The organism is Streptomyces sp. NPDC057950, assembly GCF_042887295.1.
Classification (GTDB): Bacteria; Actinomycetota; Actinomycetes; order Streptomycetales; family Streptomycetaceae; genus Streptomyces; species Streptomyces kaempferi.
Map to the genome: position 1 here is coordinate 224,289 of NZ_JBHVPP010000006.1, position 18,412 is coordinate 242,700.

16 protein-coding genes are annotated in these 18,412 nt (G+C 72.9%); 6 read left to right on the top strand and 10 right to left on the bottom strand.

Features of this window, described 5'->3' with window-relative positions:
* Positions 1 to 31 precede the first annotated feature (31 nt).
* Positions 32 to 1,183 (bottom strand): acyl-CoA dehydrogenase family protein, encoded by a 1,152-nt coding sequence (locus tag ACFVTC_RS13335; RefSeq protein ID WP_390126691.1) that lies wholly within the window; start codon positions 1,181 to 1,183, stop codon positions 32 to 34.
* Between the two features lie 84 nt (positions 1,184 to 1,267).
* On the opposite strand from ACFVTC_RS13335, the gene ACFVTC_RS13340 reads away from it, so the two are divergent.
* The 3 genes from ACFVTC_RS13340 (at position 1,268) to ACFVTC_RS13350 (ending at position 3,777) form a co-directional block, all read left to right on the top strand.
* Positions 1,268 to 1,909 (top strand): TetR/AcrR family transcriptional regulator, encoded by a 642-nt coding sequence (locus ACFVTC_RS13340; RefSeq protein WP_390126692.1) that lies wholly within the window; start codon positions 1,268 to 1,270, stop codon positions 1,907 to 1,909.
* Between the two features lie 118 nt (positions 1,910 to 2,027).
* Positions 2,028 to 2,741, top strand: a complete 714-nt coding sequence (locus ACFVTC_RS13345) for an ArsR/SmtB family transcription factor (RefSeq protein WP_390126693.1) — start codon at positions 2,028 to 2,030, stop codon at positions 2,739 to 2,741.
* Between the two features lie 88 nt (positions 2,742 to 2,829).
* Positions 2,830 to 3,777 carry a DMT family transporter gene (locus ACFVTC_RS13350; RefSeq protein WP_390126694.1) on the top strand — a complete coding sequence of 316 codons (948 nt, stop codon included), beginning with the start codon at positions 2,830 to 2,832 and terminating at the stop codon, positions 3,775 to 3,777.
* A gap of 283 nt (positions 3,778 to 4,060) precedes the next feature.
* Here ACFVTC_RS13350 and ACFVTC_RS13355 read toward each other — a convergent pair whose 3' ends face one another.
* The 6 genes from ACFVTC_RS13355 to ACFVTC_RS13380 all read right to left on the bottom strand — a co-directional run bounded on the left by ACFVTC_RS13355 (position 4,061) and on the right by ACFVTC_RS13380 (position 12,468).
* Complete coding sequence (locus ACFVTC_RS13355; protein ID WP_390126695.1) at positions 4,061 to 5,143, bottom strand: zinc-binding dehydrogenase; 1,083 nt, start codon at positions 5,141 to 5,143, stop codon at positions 4,061 to 4,063.
* A gap of 17 nt (positions 5,144 to 5,160) precedes the next feature.
* On the bottom strand, positions 5,161 to 6,549 hold the full coding sequence (locus tag ACFVTC_RS13360; protein ID WP_390126696.1) for an aldehyde dehydrogenase family protein: 1,389 nt from the start codon (positions 6,547 to 6,549) through the stop codon (positions 5,161 to 5,163).
* Positions 6,550 to 6,788: 239 nt separating this feature from the next.
* On the bottom strand, positions 6,789 to 8,132 hold the full coding sequence (locus ACFVTC_RS13365) for an ABC transporter ATP-binding protein (protein WP_390126697.1): 1,344 nt from the start codon (positions 8,130 to 8,132) through the stop codon (positions 6,789 to 6,791).
* A gap of 589 nt (positions 8,133 to 8,721) precedes the next feature.
* The gene (locus ACFVTC_RS13370; protein ID WP_390126698.1) at positions 8,722 to 10,989 is read right to left on the bottom strand and encodes a molybdopterin oxidoreductase family protein; all 2,268 of its coding nucleotides are present in this window, start codon (positions 10,987 to 10,989) and stop codon (positions 8,722 to 8,724) included.
* A 172-nt stretch (positions 10,990 to 11,161) separates the two neighbouring features.
* Complete coding sequence (locus tag ACFVTC_RS13375; protein WP_390126699.1) at positions 11,162 to 11,782, bottom strand: TetR family transcriptional regulator; 621 nt, start codon at positions 11,780 to 11,782, stop codon at positions 11,162 to 11,164.
* On the bottom strand, positions 11,779 to 12,468 hold the full coding sequence (locus tag ACFVTC_RS13380) for a nuclear transport factor 2 family protein (protein ID WP_390126701.1): 690 nt from the start codon (positions 12,466 to 12,468) through the stop codon (positions 11,779 to 11,781). Before ACFVTC_RS13380 ends, ACFVTC_RS13375 begins: the two co-directional genes overlap by 4 nt.
* Before the next feature lie 212 nt (positions 12,469 to 12,680).
* Here ACFVTC_RS13380 and hmgA point away from each other — a divergent pair, with 212 nt between their 5' ends.
* Genes hmgA through ACFVTC_RS13395 form a run of 3 tightly spaced genes read left to right on the top strand, consistent with a single transcriptional unit; the run spans position 12,681 to position 16,027 of the window.
* Complete coding sequence (gene hmgA / locus ACFVTC_RS13385; protein ID WP_390126703.1) at positions 12,681 to 14,021, top strand: homogentisate 1,2-dioxygenase; 1,341 nt, start codon at positions 12,681 to 12,683, stop codon at positions 14,019 to 14,021.
* Positions 14,022 to 14,048: 27 nt separating this feature from the next.
* Complete coding sequence (locus tag ACFVTC_RS13390; protein WP_390126704.1) at positions 14,049 to 14,798, top strand: GntR family transcriptional regulator; 750 nt, start codon at positions 14,049 to 14,051, stop codon at positions 14,796 to 14,798.
* A 41-nt stretch (positions 14,799 to 14,839) separates the two neighbouring features.
* Positions 14,840 to 16,027: a type ISP restriction/modification enzyme gene (locus tag ACFVTC_RS13395; protein WP_390126705.1), complete on the top strand. Its 1,188-nt coding sequence runs from the start codon at positions 14,840 to 14,842 to the stop codon at positions 16,025 to 16,027.
* Between the two features lie 284 nt (positions 16,028 to 16,311).
* Here the strand turns inward: ACFVTC_RS13395 and ACFVTC_RS13400 are convergent, their stop codons facing one another.
* The 3 genes from ACFVTC_RS13400 to ACFVTC_RS13410 form a co-directional block, all read right to left on the bottom strand.
* A complete protein-coding gene (locus tag ACFVTC_RS13400; RefSeq protein ID WP_329286656.1) occupies positions 16,312 to 16,581 on the bottom strand; it encodes a hypothetical protein in 270 nt (89 codons plus the stop codon).
* A 115-nt stretch (positions 16,582 to 16,696) separates the two neighbouring features.
* A complete protein-coding gene (locus ACFVTC_RS13405; protein ID WP_390126706.1) occupies positions 16,697 to 17,488 on the bottom strand; it encodes an anti-sigma factor domain-containing protein in 792 nt (263 codons plus the stop codon).
* A gap of 208 nt (positions 17,489 to 17,696) precedes the next feature.
* Positions 17,697 to 18,239, bottom strand: a complete 543-nt coding sequence (locus tag ACFVTC_RS13410; RefSeq protein ID WP_168527356.1) for a sigma-70 family RNA polymerase sigma factor — start codon at positions 18,237 to 18,239, stop codon at positions 17,697 to 17,699.
* Positions 18,240 to 18,412 lie beyond the last annotated feature (173 nt).

Below are 18,412 nucleotides of genomic sequence, written 5' to 3' on the forward strand. Positions count from 1 at the left end.
GCCGCATCCGCTCCCGTACTCACCCGTGTACTCAGAAGGCCGAAACCCCGGTCAGCGCGCGCCCGATGACCAGCTTCTGTATCTGACTGGTGCCCTCGTAGAGGGTCATCACCCGGGCGTCCCGCAGCAGTTTGCCCGCCGGGTACTCGTCGATGTAGCCATAGCCGCCGAAGACCTGGAGGGCGTTGTTCGCGGCGCGCACGGCGGCCTCCGAGGCGAAGAGCTTGGCCTTGGAGGACTCGGTGGCGAACGGCAGCCCCCGGTCGACGAGATCGGCGACCCGCCAGGTCAGCAGGCGCGCCGCGTCCACGTCCACGGCGATGTCGCTGATCAGCTCCTGGACGAGCTGGTGATGGGCGATGGTCTTGCCGAACTGCTCCCGCTGGGTCGCGTACGTCACGGCGGCGTCCAGCGCGGCCTGGGCGATACCGACGCAGCCGGCGGCCACCGACATCCGCCCCTTGGCCAGGGCGGCCATGGCCACGGAGAATCCCTTGCCCTCCGGCGCCAGCATGGCGCTCGCGGGGACGCGGACGTCCTCGAGGACGAGTTCGGCGGTGGCCTGGCCACGCAGACCGAGCTTGCCGTGGACGGTGTGGCGGGTCAGCCCCGGCGTGTCCGTCGGCACCAGGAAGGCGGAGACGCCCCGGTGGCCCGGGGCGTCGGTCGACCGGGCGAACAGCAGCACCACATCGGCCCACGTCCCGTTGGTGATGAACATCTTGGTGCCGTTGATGACGTAGTCGTCGCCGTCACGCACGGCCCTGGTCGTCAGATGGCCGGCGTCCGAGCCGGTGCCGGGCTCGGTGAGGCCGAAGCAGCCCACCTGGGTACCGGCGGTCAGCCCCGGCAGCCACCGCCGCTTCTGCTCCTCGCTCCCCCAGTGCGCGATCGTCTTGGCGACCAGACCGAGCGAGACGGAGACGATGCCGCGCACGGACGAGTCCCCGCGCCCGAGCTCCTCCGTCACCAGGCAGTACGCGAGATGGTCGCCGCCGCTGCCGCCGTACTCCTCGTCGACCGTGAGGCCGAGGAAGCCGACCTCACCGAGTTTCTTGACGAGGGACCGGTCGACTTCCTCCACCCGGTCCCACTCCACGACGTGGGGGGCGATCTCACGGTCCACGAAGTCCTTGGCGAGCTGCCGGACGGCGGTCTGCTCCTCGCTGAGCTCCAGGTTCATGACGAACACCCCACGTGAAAGCCGTACATCCGAAAATGTAAATTAGCACTGCTAGTTTAAGTGTGCAGCCCTACTATGTGCGCCATGGCCCGACCGCGCAAGCCCCTCCTCAGCACCGACCGGATCGTCGAGACGGCACGGACCCTGGTGGACGCGGAGGGCCTGGCGACCCTCTCCACACGCCGGCTCGCCGCCGAACTGGGGGTGAGCGGACCTTCCCTCTACAACCACTTCCGCACCAAGGACCAGATCCTGGAAGCGGTCGCGGACTCCGTGAGCGCTCAGGTCGATCTCTCCATGTTCGAGGACGGACGGGACTGGCGCACCGCGCTGCACGACTGGGCCGTCTCCTACCGGACCGCGCTGCGCGACCACCCGAACATCGTCCCGGTCCTCGCGCGCGGACCCGGGCGCCGGCCCGCCGGTCTGCGCCTGGCCGACGCGGTCTTCGGCGCGATGGTCGGCGCCGGCTGGCCGCCCGCGCAGGCCACCTCCATCGGCGCCCTGATGCGGTACTTCATCATGGGCTCCGCCCTCGGCTCGTTCGCCGGCGGCTTCGTCGACGACGAGACCGCGTACGACCCCGCCGACTACCCGCATCTGGGGCAGGCCCATCTGCTCGCCGACCAGCAGGAGAAGATCGACGAGCGGGCGTTCGAGGTCGGGCTCACGGCGCTGCTCGACGGGCTGGTGCAGCAGTTCCAGCGGGTGACCGGGACGGAGTAGCCGGACCCGGCACGGAGTAGCCGGACCCGGCACGGAGTGTGACCGGACCCGGGCCCGCGGGGTGGCCTCGCCCCATGGTTCGGCCGACGCCGAAATGTTCCTGACGCATCCTGGTCGTATGAGCAGACGGAAGGATCCGGTCGCGCCCGGTCTGGCGGCGCTGGCCGGGATGATCGCCGACGAGACCCGCGCCGTCTTCCTGCTCGCGCTGCTCGACGGCCGTGCCTGGACCGCCGGTGAGCTGGCCCGGTACGCCGAGGTCGCGCCGTCGACGGCCAGCGAACACCTCGGCAGACTGGTCGCGGGCGGCCTGCTCGCCGAGGAGCGACAGGGCCGCCACCGGTACGTACGCCTGGCCGACAGCCGTGTCGCGCAGCTGGTGGAGGATCTCGCCGCCCAGGTCGCCCCCGGCGCCGCCGGGCGTCCCCGCTCGCTGGGGGAGGCCGGCGCGGGTTCCGCGATGGCCCGCGGACGCACCTGCTACGACCATCTCGCCGGACGGCTCGGTATCGCCCTCACCGACGCCCTCACCCGGCGCGGGCTGCTGCGCCAGGACACCGGCTTCGCCCTCACGGACGCGGGCCTGCGCTGGTTCGACACGGCGGGCATCGCCCTGGACCGCACCGGTCGGCGTCCTCTCAGCCGCGCCTGCCTCGACTGGACCGAGCGCCGCCCCCACCTCGCCGGCACGGCGGGCGCGGCCCTGTGCCGCCACGCCCTGGACGTCCACTGGTGCGTACGCATCGGGTCGGAGCGCGCGGTCAAGGTCACGCCGGAGGGGGAGCGCGCCTTCACGGAACTCCTGGGCATCGAGGCGACGGCACTCCACTGAGCGCTCCCGCCCCATCCGCTCCCCGCCCCTCACCACGGCGTCCGGAATCCGCCGGACCGGCACCCCGCCCGTACCTAGTCTCAGGAGCATGATGAACGCCTCCTCCCCTGCCCCCGCACGCCGCGCGGAGCTGCTCGCCGCGGGCGCGGCGACGGTCACCGTCGTGTTGTGGGCCTCCGCCTTCGTGTCGATCCGCAGCGCCGGCGCGGTGTACTCCCCGGGGGCGCTGGCGCTCGGCCGGCTGCTGGCGGGCGCCGTGGCGCTGGGCACGATCTGTCTGCTGCGGCGCGAGGGCCTGCCGCCGCGGGAGGCCTGGCGCGGGATCGCGCTGTCCGGCCTGCTGTGGTTCGGCTTCTACATGGTCGTGCTGAACTGGGGCGAGCAGCAGGTGGACGCCGGTACGGCCGCGCTGGTCGTGAACACCGGCCCGATCCTGATCGCGCTGCTCGGCTCCCGGCTGCTGGGGGACACCATGCCGCCGCGGCTGCTCGCGGGGATGGCGGTGTCGTTCGCGGGCGCGGTCGCGGTTGGGCTGTCGATGTCCGGCGGGGGCGGTTCCTCGGTCCTGGGGGTGGTCCTGTGCCTGCTCGCGGCGATCGGCTACGCGGCGGGCGTCGTCGCCCAGAAGCCTGCCCTCGGCCGGGCGAGCGCCCTCCAGGTCACCACGTTCGGGTGTCTCGTCGGCGCAGTCGCCTGCCTGCCGTTCGCGGGGCAACTGGTCCACGAGGTGGCGGACGCCCCCGCCTCCGCCACCCTCAACGTCCTCTACCTGGGCGTCTTCCCGACCGCGCTGGCCTTCACGACCTGGGCGTACGCCCTGGCCCGGACCACCGCGAGCCGGATGGGGGCGACCACGTACGCGGTCCCCGCACTGGTCGTCGCGATGTCCTGGCTGTTCCTCGACGAGGTCCCCGGGGTGCTGACCCTGGCGGGCGGCGCCCTGTGCCTGGCCGGGGTCGCGGTGTCGCGGTCGCGGCCGGGAGCCACCGTTCCGGCGCGGGCGACAGCCTCACCTCGGCCGTCGGAGCGCGCCTGACAGGAGGCGGCACGACGAGGAGGGGGCACCCCGGGGTGGGGACCCGCCTGGGCTCGGGAGCACGCCCCGGGGTAGGGACCCGCCCGGGATCGGGAGCACGCCCCGGGGTGAGAACCCGCCCAGGATCGCGGGCACGCCCCCGCCAGGAGACCGGGCCCAGGAACACGAGCACACCCCGCCAGGAGACCGGCCCAGGAACACGAGCACACCCCCGCCAGGAGACCGGCCCAGGATCGCGGGCACGCCTCGGTGGCAGCCGCCCGCTCCCCCGCGATCCCTCCGGCTAGAACACCACGAGCGCCCGTCCGCCCTTCCCCGCCACCATGTTCTCGAACGCCCCCGGGATCCCCTCCAGCCCGATCCGCCCGGTGACAAGCATCGCCATGTCCAGCCGGCCCGCCCGGACGTGTTCGGCGAGCACCGGGAGGTCGCGCGCCGGGTCGCAGTTGCCGTAGACACAGCCGGCCAGGGTCCGCCCCCAGTGGAAGATCTCCAGCGCGTTGAAGGTGACCTGCTGGTCCTTGCCGCCGATGCCGACGACCGTGGTGCGGCCGCCGCGGCGGGTGGAGTCCCAGGCGGCGCGGATGGTCACGGCGCGGCCGACGCACTCGACGGCCACGTCGACGCCCTGCTTCCCGGTGAGGGCGCGGATCTCGCGGGCGGTGGTGTCGGAGGCGACGACGTAGTCCGTGGCGCCCGCGGCACGGGCCAGCGACTCCTTCTCGGCGGAGACGTCGACGGCGACGATCTTCGAGGCGCCCGCGATCCTGGCGGCCTGGAGCGCCGCGAGACCCACCCCGCCGACCCCGAACACGGCGACGCTCTCGCCGGGCTGGACCCCGGCCGAGTGGTGAACGGCGCCGTATCCGGTGAGGACGGCGCAGCCGAGCAGGGCGGCGTCGGTGAGCGGGATGCCGTCCGGGGCGGGGAGCAGGCATCCGGCGGCCACCACCGTCTCCTCGGCGAACGCGGCCACGTTCAGGCCGGGGTGCAGGTCGCTCCCGTCGGACGCGCGCCGTGCGTACACGTTCCCCGCTCCGGTCAGCGCGTTGGCGCACAGCCACACCTCCCCCAACGTGCAGGCATGGCAACTTCCGCAAGAAGGAGCCCAGTTGAGGACCACACGCGCGCCGGGGACGATGCCCGTCACGCCCTCGCCCACGGCGACGACGGTCCCGGCGCCCTCGTGGCCGAGGACAGCGGGGACGGGCACCCGCATGGTGCCGTCGGACAGCGAGAGGTCGGAGTGGCAGACTCCGGCGGCGGCCAGCCGGACACGGACCTGGCCCGCGCCCGGCGCGGGGAGGTCGATCTCGGCGATCTCCAGCGGAGCGCCCACGGCGGGAAGGACGGCGGCGCGAACCATGTGCGTGCTCCTGGGGTCTAGAACTGCAGGGACTTGGTCTGGAGGTACTCGGACAGGCCGTGTGTGCCCAGCTCGCGTCCGACTCCGGACTGCTTGTACCCGCCGAACGGGGCACGGGGGTTGAAGCGTCCGCCGTTGATGTCGACCTGCCCGGTGTCGAGCCGTCGCGCGAACGCCACCGCCTCGGCCTCGTCGCCAGCCCAGACGGCTCCGGCCAGCCCGTAGACCGTGCCGTTGGCGATCCGGACGGCGTCCTCCTCGTCCTCGTAGCGCAGGATCGACAGAACCGGCCCGAAGATCTCCTCCTGGGCGATCGTCATGCCGGGCTCGACATCGGCGAAGACGGTCGGGCTGACGAAGTACCCCTGGGGCCGCGGGGCCTCGGGACCGCCCGCGACCAGCCGGGCACCCTCGGAGACGCCCTTCTCGATGTAACTCCGCACCCGGGCCTGCTGCTTGGCGTTGACCACCGGGCCGATGCGGTCGCCGTACTTGACCGCGGCCGCGGCGGCCAGGTCGACGGCCTCCTCGTAACGCGACTCGTGCACCAGCATGCGGGTCCAGGCGCTGCACGTCTGGCCGGAGTTGGACATCACGTTCGCGACGCCGACGTTGACCGCCTTCGCGAGGTCCGCGCTCGGCAGGATCACGTTGGCGGACTTGCCGCCGAGCTCCAGGGCGACGCGCTTGACGGCGGCGCCCGCCGCGGCACCGATCCGCCGGCCGACGGCCGTGGACCCGGTGAAGGAGACCAGGTCCACGTCCGGGTGCTCGGCGAGGGCCTGGCCCGCCACCGGACCGAGCCCGGTGACGAGGTTGAAGACACCGGCCGGCACGCCCGCCTCCGCGACCGCCTCCGCGAAGAGCTGGGCGGTCAGGGGGGTGTCCTCGGCGGGCTTCAGGACGATCGTGCAGCCGGCCGCGAGCGCCGGGGCGACCTTGGCGACGATCTGGTGGAGCGGATAGTTCCACGGCGTGATCGCTCCGACCACCCCGACGGGCTCCTGGTGGACGACCGAGTTGCCGACCCTCTCCTCGAAGGCGTACGTGGCCGCGAGTTCGGCGTAGGAGCCCGCGACCAGGATCGGTACGCCCGCGTGGACCGCCTGCGAGAACGCGAGCGGTGAGCCGAGCTCCGCCGTGACCGTCTCGGCGATCTCGTCCTTGCGGGCGTCGAGTACGTCACGCAGGGCGGCCAGCCGCGCGGCGCGGTCGGCGGGCGGGGTCGCGGCCCAGGCCGGGAAGGCGGCGCGGGCGGCTCGTACCGCGGCGTCGACGTCCTCGGCGGTGCCCGCCGGGACCCGGCCCACCACCCGCTCGTCGACCGGGTTGACCACCTCGATGGTGCCGGTGCCGGCGGCGGGGCGCCAGACCCCGTCGATGTACATGCCGTCATGTGCCTTCATCGTGTTCCTCCCGGGCGGGGCCGCGTCGGTCCGGACCCTAAACTAGCGATGATAGTTTTGTGGCGCCAGGGGATCGGGAGGCGCGTGCGGCCCGGACGTCCCCCGCGGCCTCGGAAGTCCGCCCGGGTGGGCGCGTCGGGACGGGCCACGGACTCCCGCCCGAACGTCCTCTCGTACGCCGTCCGGATCCGGTCGGTCCCGGCGCTCCACGCGCCGGCCCGCCCGCATGTCTGGCGAACTCACTCGTCCAGGTCCGGCAGCCGCGCCGGAGCGGGGCAGATGCGTTCGCCCTGCTGGTCGAAGACGAACAGGTGGGCGAGGTCGACCAGGAGGGGGACCTGGAGGCCGTGCCGGAGTTCGAAGTCGGGGGTGGTGCGGACGACGAGGTCGCCGGGCAGCCGCCCCTCCGGCGGGACCTCGTCGGCGCGGGCGGGTTCCGTGTCGCCCGGGTGCTCCAGGACGACCGCGGGGCCTGCCCGCCGTCCGGCCGCCCGCTCCCGGAGGCGGCCCAGGACGGTGCCCTCACGGCGCCGGCGGCGCACCGGACGGGCCGGACGCGGCGCCTCCAGCTCCGGTACGAAGGCGGGCCGCGAGCCTGTGTTGAAGTGGACGAGCACCTCGTGTCCCTGGAACTCCACGTGTTCGACCAGGCCGCTGATCGGCACCTCGCCGGGCCTGGCCTCCGACGGTCTGGCGATGCGGACCCCCTCGGAGCGCAGGCCGACGATGACCTCCCGGCCCTGCTGCACCCGTAGCAACTGATGGTCGAGACAGAGGGGTTCGGGCAGCCGGAGGTACTGCCGGCCGAGGCTGATCGTCATGGCGCCGTCGAGCGGCGCCCGGACGAGGCCGCGCAGCAGATTGATACGGGGCGTGCCGATGAAGGCGGCGACGAAGACGTTCGCGGGAAGTGCGTAGACCGTGCGGGGCGTGCCCAGTTGCTGGAGCACGCCGCCGCGCAGGACGGCGACCCGGTCGCCGAGCGAGAGCGCCTCGGCCTGGTCGTGGGTGACGTACACCGTGGTGACGCCCAGCTTTCTGGTGAGGGAGGCGATCTCGGCGCGCAGGTGGTTGCGGAGCTTGGCGTCGAGGTTGGACAGCGGCTCGTCCATCAGGAAGGCGGAGGGGTGCCGGGCGATGGCGCGGCCCATCGCGACACGCTGGCGTTCACCTCCCGACAACTGGTTGGGGAAGCGGTCGAGGAGGTCCTCGATGCCGAGCATCCGGGCGGTGGCGTCGACGCGCGGACGGGGGTCCTCGCCGGGTGCCTCGATGCGCAGCGGGAAGCCGATGTTGTCGCGGCCGGTCATGCTCGGGTACAGGGCGAAGTTCTGGAAGACCATCGCCATGTCCCGTTCGGCCGGCGGCAGATCGTTGGCGAACTCGCCGTCGAGGCGCACCTCGCCCTCGTTCGGGTCCTCCAGTCCGGCGATCATCCTCAGCACGGTCGACTTTCCGCAGCCGGAGGGTCCGAGCAGGACCAGGAACTCTCCGGGCCTGATGTCGAGCGAGAGCCGCTCCACCACGCGGACCCCGCGCGCGTACGACTTGCTGACCTGGTGCAGGGAGATGGCGCGTGTCATGAAGGGTGCCCCCGGGGGCTCACAGGGCGCTGGTGCTCCGCGGTCGGACGTCCCGGGCGGGTCGCGGGGGACGTATGAGTCACGGAAGCTAACGGACCGCGCACGCCCGGGGGAAGACACCCGGCGGGATCGGTCGGCACGGTTCACCCCGGGAGGAAACGGACGATCACCTACCGCTCCGTGCGACGTCGCGGACGGCGGCGGACGGCAGCCGCTGCCCGTCAGGCGATGCCGAACCCGATCGTGGTCCCGAGCACGACCAGCGACGTCAGCGCCGCCCACAGCGACCGTACGCACGGCCCCGGTTCCGCCACCGCCGCGCTTCAACGCGGTCGCGGCGCGTGCGGTGGGGCCGCCCCAGGGCAGTGTGTTCATGACCTCGGCCGTCGCGGCGACGCCGGTCATCACGACCGGGCTCATCCCCAGGCGCTTGGGGAGCGGGTACATCGCCGGGACCGTGGCCCTGAATCCGGGATCAGCACGAGCGCCGCGATCGGCGACACCTTCTTCACCGTGATCAGGACCAGGAAGGTCGCGATACGGCGAGGCCGACGATGGTCGGCACGGAGGAATTCCGCAGGACTCCAGGTCACTGCCTCTTCTCGGCGAGCGCGAGCTCGACGGGGACGCCATTGAGCACGGCCGTGCCCGACAGCGGGTCGAGGAGCGAGCCGTCGAGGAGCTGGTTGACGTTCACCCCGGGGTCGAGAGCGGCGTGGCTCATCCGGGTGCCGGGACGGTCGTGCCCCCAGCCGTGCGGCAGACTCACCACTCCGCGCCGCACGGCGTCGGTGACCTCCACGGGGGCGGTCACCTCTCCCCCGGCCCCCTTGATGCGGACCGCCGTCCCGTCGGCGAGGCCGAGACGTGCGGCGTCCTCGGGGTGGACGTGCAGGGTGCAGCGGTTGGAACCGCCGGTGAGCGCGGGCACGTTGTGCATCCAGCTGTTGTTGGAGCGCAGATGGCGGCGGCCGACGAGCACGATCGCTGCCGGGCGTTCGCGCAGGGCGTCCCGCAGCCGCGGCAGGTCGTCGGCGATGGGGGCAGGCAGCAGTTCGATCCTGCCGCTGCGGGTCTTCAGCGGCCCCGGCAGGCGGGGCCGCAGCGGCCCGAGGTCGATGCCGTGCGGACGCGCGAGGAGCCGGTCCAGGTTCAGACCGTCCGGTCGCGCGCCGAAGCCGTCGCCGTAGGGGCCGAGGCGCAGCATCAGGTCGAGGCGCCGCTCGGGTCCGGTCTCGCCGGTGAGCGCGGCGGCGAGCTCACGGGGGTCGCGCCGGTGCACCGGTCCGTGCGCGTCCTCGACCGCCTTGGCGAGGGTGGAGTCGACGACCATGGCGTCGACGGCGGACGGATCGGCCCCGTGCCTGCCGGTCGCGGCCAGCACCAGCCGGGCGAGGATCTCGGTCTCCGCCATCCGGCCGGGTTCGAGGGGGACGGCGGGACGGTTGTAGCGGACCTGGTTGCGCACGGCGAGGGTGTTGAAGGCGAAGTCGTGGTGGGCGCTCTGCGAGGGCGGGGACGGCGGCAGGACGACGTGCGCGTGGCGGGAGGTCTCGTTGAGGTACGGATCGACGCTGACCATGAAGTCGAGCGAGTCGAGGGCCTTGTCGAGGCGGTCGCCGTCCGGGGCGGACAGGACGGGGTTGGCGGCGACGGCGATGACGGCGCGGACCGGGGCTCCTTCGGGTGTGGCGGTGTCGATCTCCTCCGCGAGGGCGGACAGCGGCAGTTCGCCCTTTGCCTCGGGGTACCGGCTCACCCTGCTGTGCCAGCGGCCGAGCGCGAAGCCGTGACCCGGACCGGCGGGCCGGGGTGTCCGGCCGGTGGCGGCGAGCGGGAAGAGGGCGCCGCCGGGCCGGTCCAGGTTGCCGGTGAGGATGTTGAGGACGTCGACGAGCCAGCTCGCGAGGGTGCCGTGCGGAACCGTGCAACTGCCTATGCGTCCGTAGACGGCCGCGGTGGGGGCGGCGGCCAGTTCGCGGGCGAGTGCGCGGATGGTGTCGGCGGGCACGTCGCATGCCTCGCTCGCGGCTTCGGGGGTGAAGTCCTCGACGGCGTCCGCGAGTTCCTCGACGCCCTGGAGGTGGGGCGTGAGCTCGCCCGGGTCGACGAGCTTCTCCTCGAACAGGACGTGGGTCATCGCCGCGAGGAGCAGGGCGTCGGTGCCGGGCCGGACGGCCACGTGACGGTCCGCGAGTCTGGCCGTGCGGGTCCGGCGCGGGTCGATGACCGTGAGCGTGCCGCCGCGGGCCCGCAGCGCCTTGAGCTTGCCGGGGAAGTCGGGTGCGGTGCACAGACTCCCGTTGGATTCCAGGGGGTTGGCGCCGATCAGCAGGAGATGGTCGGTGTGGTCGAGGTCCGGCACCGGAATGGCGTTGGCATCGCCGTAGAGCAGGCCGCTCGACACGTGCTTGGGCATCTGGTCGACGGTGGAGGCGGTGAAGACGCTGCGGGTGCCGAGGGCGCTGAGCAGGACGGTCGGGTAGAGGGCGCCGGCCATGGTGTGGACGTTGGGGTTGCCCAGGACGACGCCGACGGCGTGCGGGCCGTACCGGTCCACGACCGCGCGCAGTCCCGCCGCGACGGCGTCGAAGGCCTCCTCCCAGGTGGCCTCGCGCAGGACACCGGCCTCGCGTACGAGGGGGGTGCGCAGTCGGTCGGGATCGCCGTCGGCGGCCCCGAAGGACGCGCCCTTGGGGCAGAGGAACCCCTTGCTGAACACGTCGTCGCGGTCGCCGCGGGCGCCGGTCACCCGGGTGCCCTCGATGGTGAGCGTCAGCCCGCAGGTGGCCTCGCACAGGGGGCAGACGCGCAGGGCGGTGCGGGAGTCTCGGGTGGTGCCGGGGGTACGGGACACGGATCCTCCCGGAGGACGGTGGCAGCGGTGGCACACGGACGCGGCCGAGCATACCGACCGGTACGGATGACCGGGAGGGGCTCTCGGGTGCGGGATCGGAAATCTGCGCATCCCCGCCCCGGCCGCGCCCGGTTCGGAAATCCCCGTGCGCCCGCCCCGGCCCGCGCCCCGTTCAGTCGAGGACCCGGCCCAGGTAGGCGCGCAGCAGTCGCCGGGTCTCGTCGATGATCCGCTCGTCGCCCTCCGGTGCGACCCGGAAGGCGAGGTGGACCAGGGTGTCCGCGGCCTCCACGGCGACGAGGAAGATGCGCCGCAGGTCCTCGTCGGGGGTGCGGTCGAGATAGCCGGAGAGCAGCTCGGTGAGCCGTTCGGCGACACGGGTGTTGGGTTCGGCGCAACCGGAGCCGACCGGGATCTGGTTGCCGAAGTCGACCAGGGTGAAGCCGGGCGCGGTGCGTTTCATGGCGAGGTACTCGTCGAGCACGGCGTCCATGGCGGCCCGCCAGCCTCCCTCGCCGCCCGACTCCCCGAGGCGTTCGGCGACACGTTCGGTGTAGTGCTCCAGGTTGCGCTGGGCCAGCGCGTCGGCCATGGCGCGCTTGTTGCCGAAGAAGCGGTAGACGGAGCCGATCGGGACACCGGCGCGCTGGGCCACGGCCCGGGTGCTCAGGGCGTCGTAGCCGACCTCGTCGAGGAGTCCGGCGCAGGCGTCGAGGATCCTCGTCAGTCTTTCGGCGCTGCGCCGCTGGACGGGCGCACGCCGGAGCGGGTTCGCGGGGGGCACGGGCTTCATGATGCCTTTCCGCCGGGGTCCGGTGAACCTCCCGTGTCGGTGCGGGCCGTGCCGCCGTTCCCGCTCGTCGTGGCCGTCCTCGTGCGGGGCGGGGTCGTCGTGGGGGTCGCCGTGGAGGCTCCCGTGGGGGTGGCCGTGCGGGTCGGAGTCCGCGTCGGGGCGGGCGTAGGGGCGGGGCCGTGCGTCGGTCCGGCCACGGACGCCGTGATGTCGGCCGTGCTCTGCACCGGCTTGCCGTGCACGGCCCACACCGTCCGGTCGTCCGCGTAGAGGCGTGCGGTGACATGGTGGGTGCCCCGCGGCACCAGGCCGCCGGCGAGGTGGTGTTCGGCGGTGCGCAGCGTGGCGATGGCGCGGCCGTCGAGGTAGAGCAGGGCGACGCCGCGGCCGGCCACGGCCCGGGTCCTCGCCCCGGCGGGTGAGAAGTGGAAGTGGTGGACGCTCAGGCGCACGTCCCAGCCGTGGTCGAAGTCCGGCTGGATCTCGATCGCGACCTCGGGCGCGTTCTTCTTGCCGACCTCACGGTAGTGCCGTCCCCTCTCGTCCGTCCCGTCCAGGAGTCTGCCCACGGGCGAGGCCGACACCCGCTCCCCTCGCCCGTGCCCGTCACCGGAGCCGCAGCCCGCCGGTCCGCCGAGCAGGGCGCAGACCGCGAGCGCGGCGAGCGGTCCACGCTTCCACGACATGCCGGGGAGAGTAGAACAACGGTCCGACGGCCGGATCCCCCTGGAGTCGGGTTCTCGGCCCCGGTGGCGAGCCCTGGGGCGTACGTCGCGCCCGGACCCCGGCCACCTGCCGCGGCTGCGGCCGGTCCCGAACAGTGCTTCGAGCGCCCTCTTGCGCACGGTGACATCGAATCCTACGGTGATGCATAGGAATCGGGCGCGAGGGAGCGATCATGAGCGGGGACGCGAGGAAGACGGCCGAGGGGCTGGCCTACCTCTCCGGATTCGGCAACGAACACAGCTCGGAGGCGGTCCCGGGGGCGCTGCCGCACGGCCGCAACACGCCGCAGCGCGCCCCGCTCGGGCTCTACGCGGAGCAGTTGAGCGGTACGGCGTTCACCGAGCCCAGAGCCCACAACCGGCGTTCGTGGCTGTACCGGATCCGCCCGTCGGCAGCGCATCCCGCGTTCACGCGCACGGACAACGGCACCCTGCGCTCGGCTCCGTTCACCGAGACCGAGCCCGATCCCAACCGGCTGCGCTGGAACCCGCTGCCGGAGCCCCCCGCGGGCACGGATTTCCTCGCGGGCCTGTGGACCCTCGGCGGCAACGGCGACGCGACGCGGCGCACGGGTATGGCGGTGCACCTCTATCACGCCAACTCCTCGATGGAGCGGGTGTTCAGCGACGCCGACGGCGAGCTGCTGATCGTGCCGGAGCGCGGCGGGCTGCTGCTGCGTACCGAGTTCGGGCTGCTGCGGGTGGAGCCGGGCGGCCTCGCGCTGATCCCGCGGGGGGTCCGCTTCCGGGTGGAGCTGCTCGACGAGGCGTTCGACGGCGGTCCCGGCGCGTCCGCCCGTGGTTATGTCTGCGAGAACTACGGTGCGCCCTTCCAACTCCCCGATCTGGGCCCGATCGGTGCCAACGGACTCGCCAACGCACGCGACTTCCTCGCCCCCGTGGCCGCGTACGAGGACTCCGAGGGCCCGGTCGAGGTCGTCAACAAGTTCTGCGGCAACCTCTGGAGGGCGACGTACGACCACTCTCCGCTCGATGTCGTCGCCTGGCACGGCAACCATCTGCCGTACGTCTACGACCTGCGCCGTTTCAACGTGATCGGCACCATCAGCTACGACCACCCGGACCCGTCGATCTTCACGGTGCTGACCTCGCCGAGCAACACCCCGGGTCTCGCCGGCGTCGACTTCGTCGTCTTCGCGCCGCGTTGGCTGGTGGGCGAGGACACCTTCCGTCCGCCGTACTTCCACCGGAACGTGATGAGCGAGTACATGGGGCTCATCGAAGGGGCGTACGACGCGAAGGCCGAGGGTTTCGTGCCGGGAGGCGGGTCGCTGCACAACATGATGTCCGCGCACGGGCCGGACCGGGAGACCTTCGACCGGGCGAGCGCCGCCGAACTGCGGCCCCACAAGGTCGACGACGGGCTCGCGTTCATGTTCGAGACGCGCTGGCCGGTGACCGCCACCGCGCAGGCGGCGGGCGCGGAGCACCTGCAGCGCGGGTACGACGACGTGTGGCAGGGCCTCCAGCGGCACTTCCGCCCGTTGCGCTGAGCTGCGGCGACCGGTACGGATACCTTCGTGACCTCCTTCGCCCCGGATTCGATCGTCCTGAACCGCAAGTTGCCGCTCTGGTATCAGGTGTCGCAGTCCTTGCGCGCCTCGATACTCGGGCGGTCGCCCCAGGACCCGCTACGGCTCCCGACCGAGGAGCAGTTGGCCGGCCACTACGGGGTGAGCGTGCTCACCATGCGGCAGGCGCTCAAGGAGCTGGAGGACGAGGGGCTGATCAACCGCCATCGCCGGCGGGGCACGTTCATCGAGCCGAGTGCGCGGCGCGGCGCGCCCGTGCGGCTGCTCGGCTCGGTGGACACGATCGTGGCCCAGCAGTCGGGCATGACGACCGAGCTGCTCGGCCATGGCCCGGCCCCGCTGCCCGCCGAACTCGCCGAGTACTTCCCGGATGTGGCCGAGGTGGGCACGTACCACCGGCTGCGCAGCGACGAGAAGACCGGTGAGCCGACGAACCACGCGCGCAACTACGTGCGTCCCGAACTGGCGGCGCTGATCGACCCGCAGGACCTGGTGCGCTGGCCCATGACCAAGGTGCTGCGGGACGCGGTGGGCCTGCGCATCAGCCGGATCACCGACACCGTGGAGGCCCGGCTGGCGGACCCGGAGACGGCGCGGCTGCTCCAGGTCCCGCTGCTCAGCCCGATCCTGCACTACACGGGCATCGTGTACGGCGAGGACGGCGTCGCCCTGGACGTGGCCCGCATCCACTACCGCGGGGACCGCTTCTCCTTCACGGTCACCCTCGACGCCCACTGACGACGGCGTACGAGGACGGTGCGCGCGGCCCTCGTCGTACGATGCCCAGCGTGACGCACGACGACGACGCTCCGCTGCTCGCGGACCTCATGCCGTGGTCGGTCGCACCGCCGAGACTGGGGCGGGGGTGGCCGGCCGCTCCCGACGCCGCGTCCCTCGGAGCGCGGTGGGACGCCCTGCTCAGGGCCGAGGGACCGGACCGCGAGGCGCTGTTCGGCTCCACCCGCTCGCGCACCCCGCGGTCGGCGGTCCCGCAGCTTCCGGGGCAGTCCACCGGGACGGGGCGGCTGGCGCGCGAGTCGGGTCCCTGTCCGGAGCCGGTGCGTGTCCTGCACGGCCCGTTCGACGAGCAGTGGCTGATCCCGGACCACCGGCTGATCGACGCGGCGCGCCCCGAACTGTGGCGGGTGGCCGACGCACGGCAGGTGTTCGTGGTCGAGCAGACGGTGGTGCCCGGCGCGCCGGGGCCGGTCCTGCTCGCCACGTCCCTCCTCCCGCTCGGTGCCGGGCGCGGCGGACGGATCCGCCCCCTGTACCGGCGTCCGGGCGGCCTCGAACCGAATCTGGCGCCCGGCCTGACGGCACACCTGGGCGCCCGCCTCGGCCGCTCCCCCGACGCCCTGGACGTCCTGGCCTGGACGGTGGCGGTCGCACGGCCGGGCCGGGGCGGCCGTGTCGTCCCCCTCACCGCCGACCCGGAGGTCTGGGAGCGCGGGGTCGAACTGGGGCGCGGGATGCTGCGGTTGACGCGGCGCGACGGCGAGCGTCCCAAGCTGCCCGGAGGCCGCCGCCCGTACGTCCGCGCGCCGCTTCCCGCCTCCCCCTTCGAACCGCGCTACGACCGGGACGAGGAGGCCCTGTGTCTCGGTGAGGGCCGGATCTCTCCCGTGCCGCCGCATGCGTGGGACTTCGAGGTGGGTGGGGTGCGCGTCCTGGAACAGTGGTTCGCGGAACGCACCGGGACGGGCGGACCGGGTGCTCTGGAGGCGATCGGGCCCGCGACCTGGCCGCAGACCCGGACCTCCGAGCTGCTCGAACTCGTCACGGTGCTGGCGCTGCTCGGGGAACTGCGGCAGCGCCAGGCGGAGCTGACGGTGCGGGAGGCGCCGGTCGGCGCGAGTGAGCTGCGCGCGGTGGGAGTGCTGCCGGTACCGGAGGCGGCACGACGGCCCGCGTCCGTCCTCGATCACCACGAGGAGGGCCCGGAGGGCCAGTTCGCGCTGCTCTAGTCCCGCTGCTCCAGTGCCGCTGGCCCAGTGCCGCTGCTTCAATGCCGGGCCGGGGACCGGTCGGTCCGGTTCTCGGCCGGGGACCCAGGGGCCGGGAGAGTGTCCGCTGGATCTGCGCGCTGCCGGGCGGGAGTCAGGGCGCGTACGAGAACGAGCAGGTACCCGCGCCCGGGAACACACCGGGGCGACGCTGCGCGCCGTGGGGATGACGGGCGGCGAGAGCGCAGCGTGCGCGCCGGGGCGGTGTGGTCCCGTGAGCGCGGGTCGGGTACCGCGTGACCGGACTAGTGGCCGCCGAACAGGGAACGACGAAGTCGCTTCAGAGGTGCGAAGAGCGAGACCCGCCGAACGCGCGCGCCCCTGCTGTTGTTGTCCTGCGTGGTGTCACGCGCGGTGAGCTCACGCATCAGCGACGTCGCCTCGACCGTCTCGCGCTGCGGTATGGCAGGACCACCCAGCACCGCCAGATGGCGGTCGAGTCGCGAACTGGTCGCGCTGCTCCCGCAGGTGATCGCAGGGACGCGTGCCCTGCTGCGCACTGTTATCTGTTCCATGTCTCTCCCCACCCGTACGAGTCCACCCGGCCCGGGCAGGCTAACCCTATCGCTCCCTCATGGCACTCGTGTATCGCGGTCACAGGATTCACCTACCCCGTAAGGGGGTTGACGATTACTCTCCGAATCCAACCGATTTCAGGGCGAGTTGGACAACCGGCACGGTTGTGGGCTGCACCGAGCCGCCGTGCGGCTCGACGGTCACAGCGAGTGACGTCGCCCGCGTGTTCAGTCCGGTGGCCATCAAGGGCGTGTCGCCCTCGAAGAGCCCGAGGGAGCGCGGTCGCGCATGGGGGCGCATCAGCCACAGTTGGTGCACGCGCCCCCCTGGCGGAGTGCCGAGTCCGCTCAGTGTCACGACGGCGCGCCCTTCCGAAGCGGAGGCGACGACACCTATTCCCCGGCCCTGCGCGTCCCGTTGACCGGACGCGCGGGCGTCGGGCGCGGCCAGAACGTGGGCGATCTCACGCGCCTGGGCCCGCTCCTGGTCCAGCTTGTCCTGGGTCTGCGTCGCCTGTACGGCGAAGAGGGAGGCGACGACGAGAGCCGCGGCGGCGGTCGCGGTGGCGAACGGGGCGAACAGAGGACGGAAGCGCGGGGCCCGCGCACGCGAGGGTCCGTGCGCCGCCCGTGGGCGCGGTGCGCCACCGGGCGACGCCGCCTCCTGCGGGGTCGTACGCACAGCGGTCAGGACCCGGTCGCGCAGCGCGGCCGGGGCCGGAGCCGCGGTGGACCAGGCGAGCCGCACCGCGTCCTCGCCCAGCGCCCGCACCTCGGCCTCGCACCGCACGCAGCCGCGCAGATGCCGCTCGAAGCGGTGCCGTTCGTCGGGCTCCAGCGCGTCGAGGGCGTAGGGCGCCGCGAGCGAGTGCAGATCGCGACGCAGCAGACGGTCGAGGACGCTCATGCGACGCCTCCCAGAAGATGCCGGGCGCTGCTGGGCAGGTCCAGAACGCGGGTACGGAGGAGGTGAGTACCGGTGGGGAGATGCCGGAAGGGGTGGTGGGGACGGAAGGAGAGCGGTCGGGGGCGGCCGGCGCGGCCACGGGGGTGCGCGCCATCGGCGATGCGGTGCCGGGTCGTGTCGTCGTGGCTCCAGGCGAGCCGGGCCCCGCTCATGCGGCACCCCCCAGGCAGTTGCGCAGCCGCGTCAGACCGTCACGCATGCGCGTCTTGACCGTCCCGAGCGGCAGCGAGAGCCGTTCGGCGACCTCGCGATAGGTGTAGCCGTCGTAGTAGGCGAGGGTGACGGACTGCCGCTGGAGGGCGGTGAGCCGGTCCAGACAGCGGCGTACCCATTCACGTTCGAGCCCGGCTTCCACCTCCTCCGCGACCTGGTCGAAAGCGGGGTGGTGGGCTCGCTGTCCCTCCCGCTGCTCGCGTTCGGTGGCCGCGCGGGCGCTGCGGACGCGGTCGACGGCCCGCCGGTGCGCGAGGGTGAGGATCCAGGACAGCGCGCTGCCCCGGCCGGGGTCGAACCGGGCGGCGGAGCGCCAGAGTTCGAGCAGCACCTCCTGGGACACCTCCTCCGACTGTGCGGCGTCCCGCACCACCCTGCGCACTAGTCCGAACACGGGTCCGGACACGATCCCGTACAGCTCCTCGAATGCCTTCTGGTCGCCTCCGGCCACGAGCACCAGAAGTTCGTCCGCCTCCACTCGTTCCCCCCTCTCCGGGCGCGCACGGCCCGTTCCTTCACCTACGTGTTCGCAGCGAGCGGTCCTTCGGATGGGTTACGGATCAGCGGACCGAAAAAGCGGGTCGGCCGCGAAAGAGCCGCGAAAAGAAGCGAGCCCTCCGCTGAGACGAGTCGCGCAACCCGCCGTAAGAA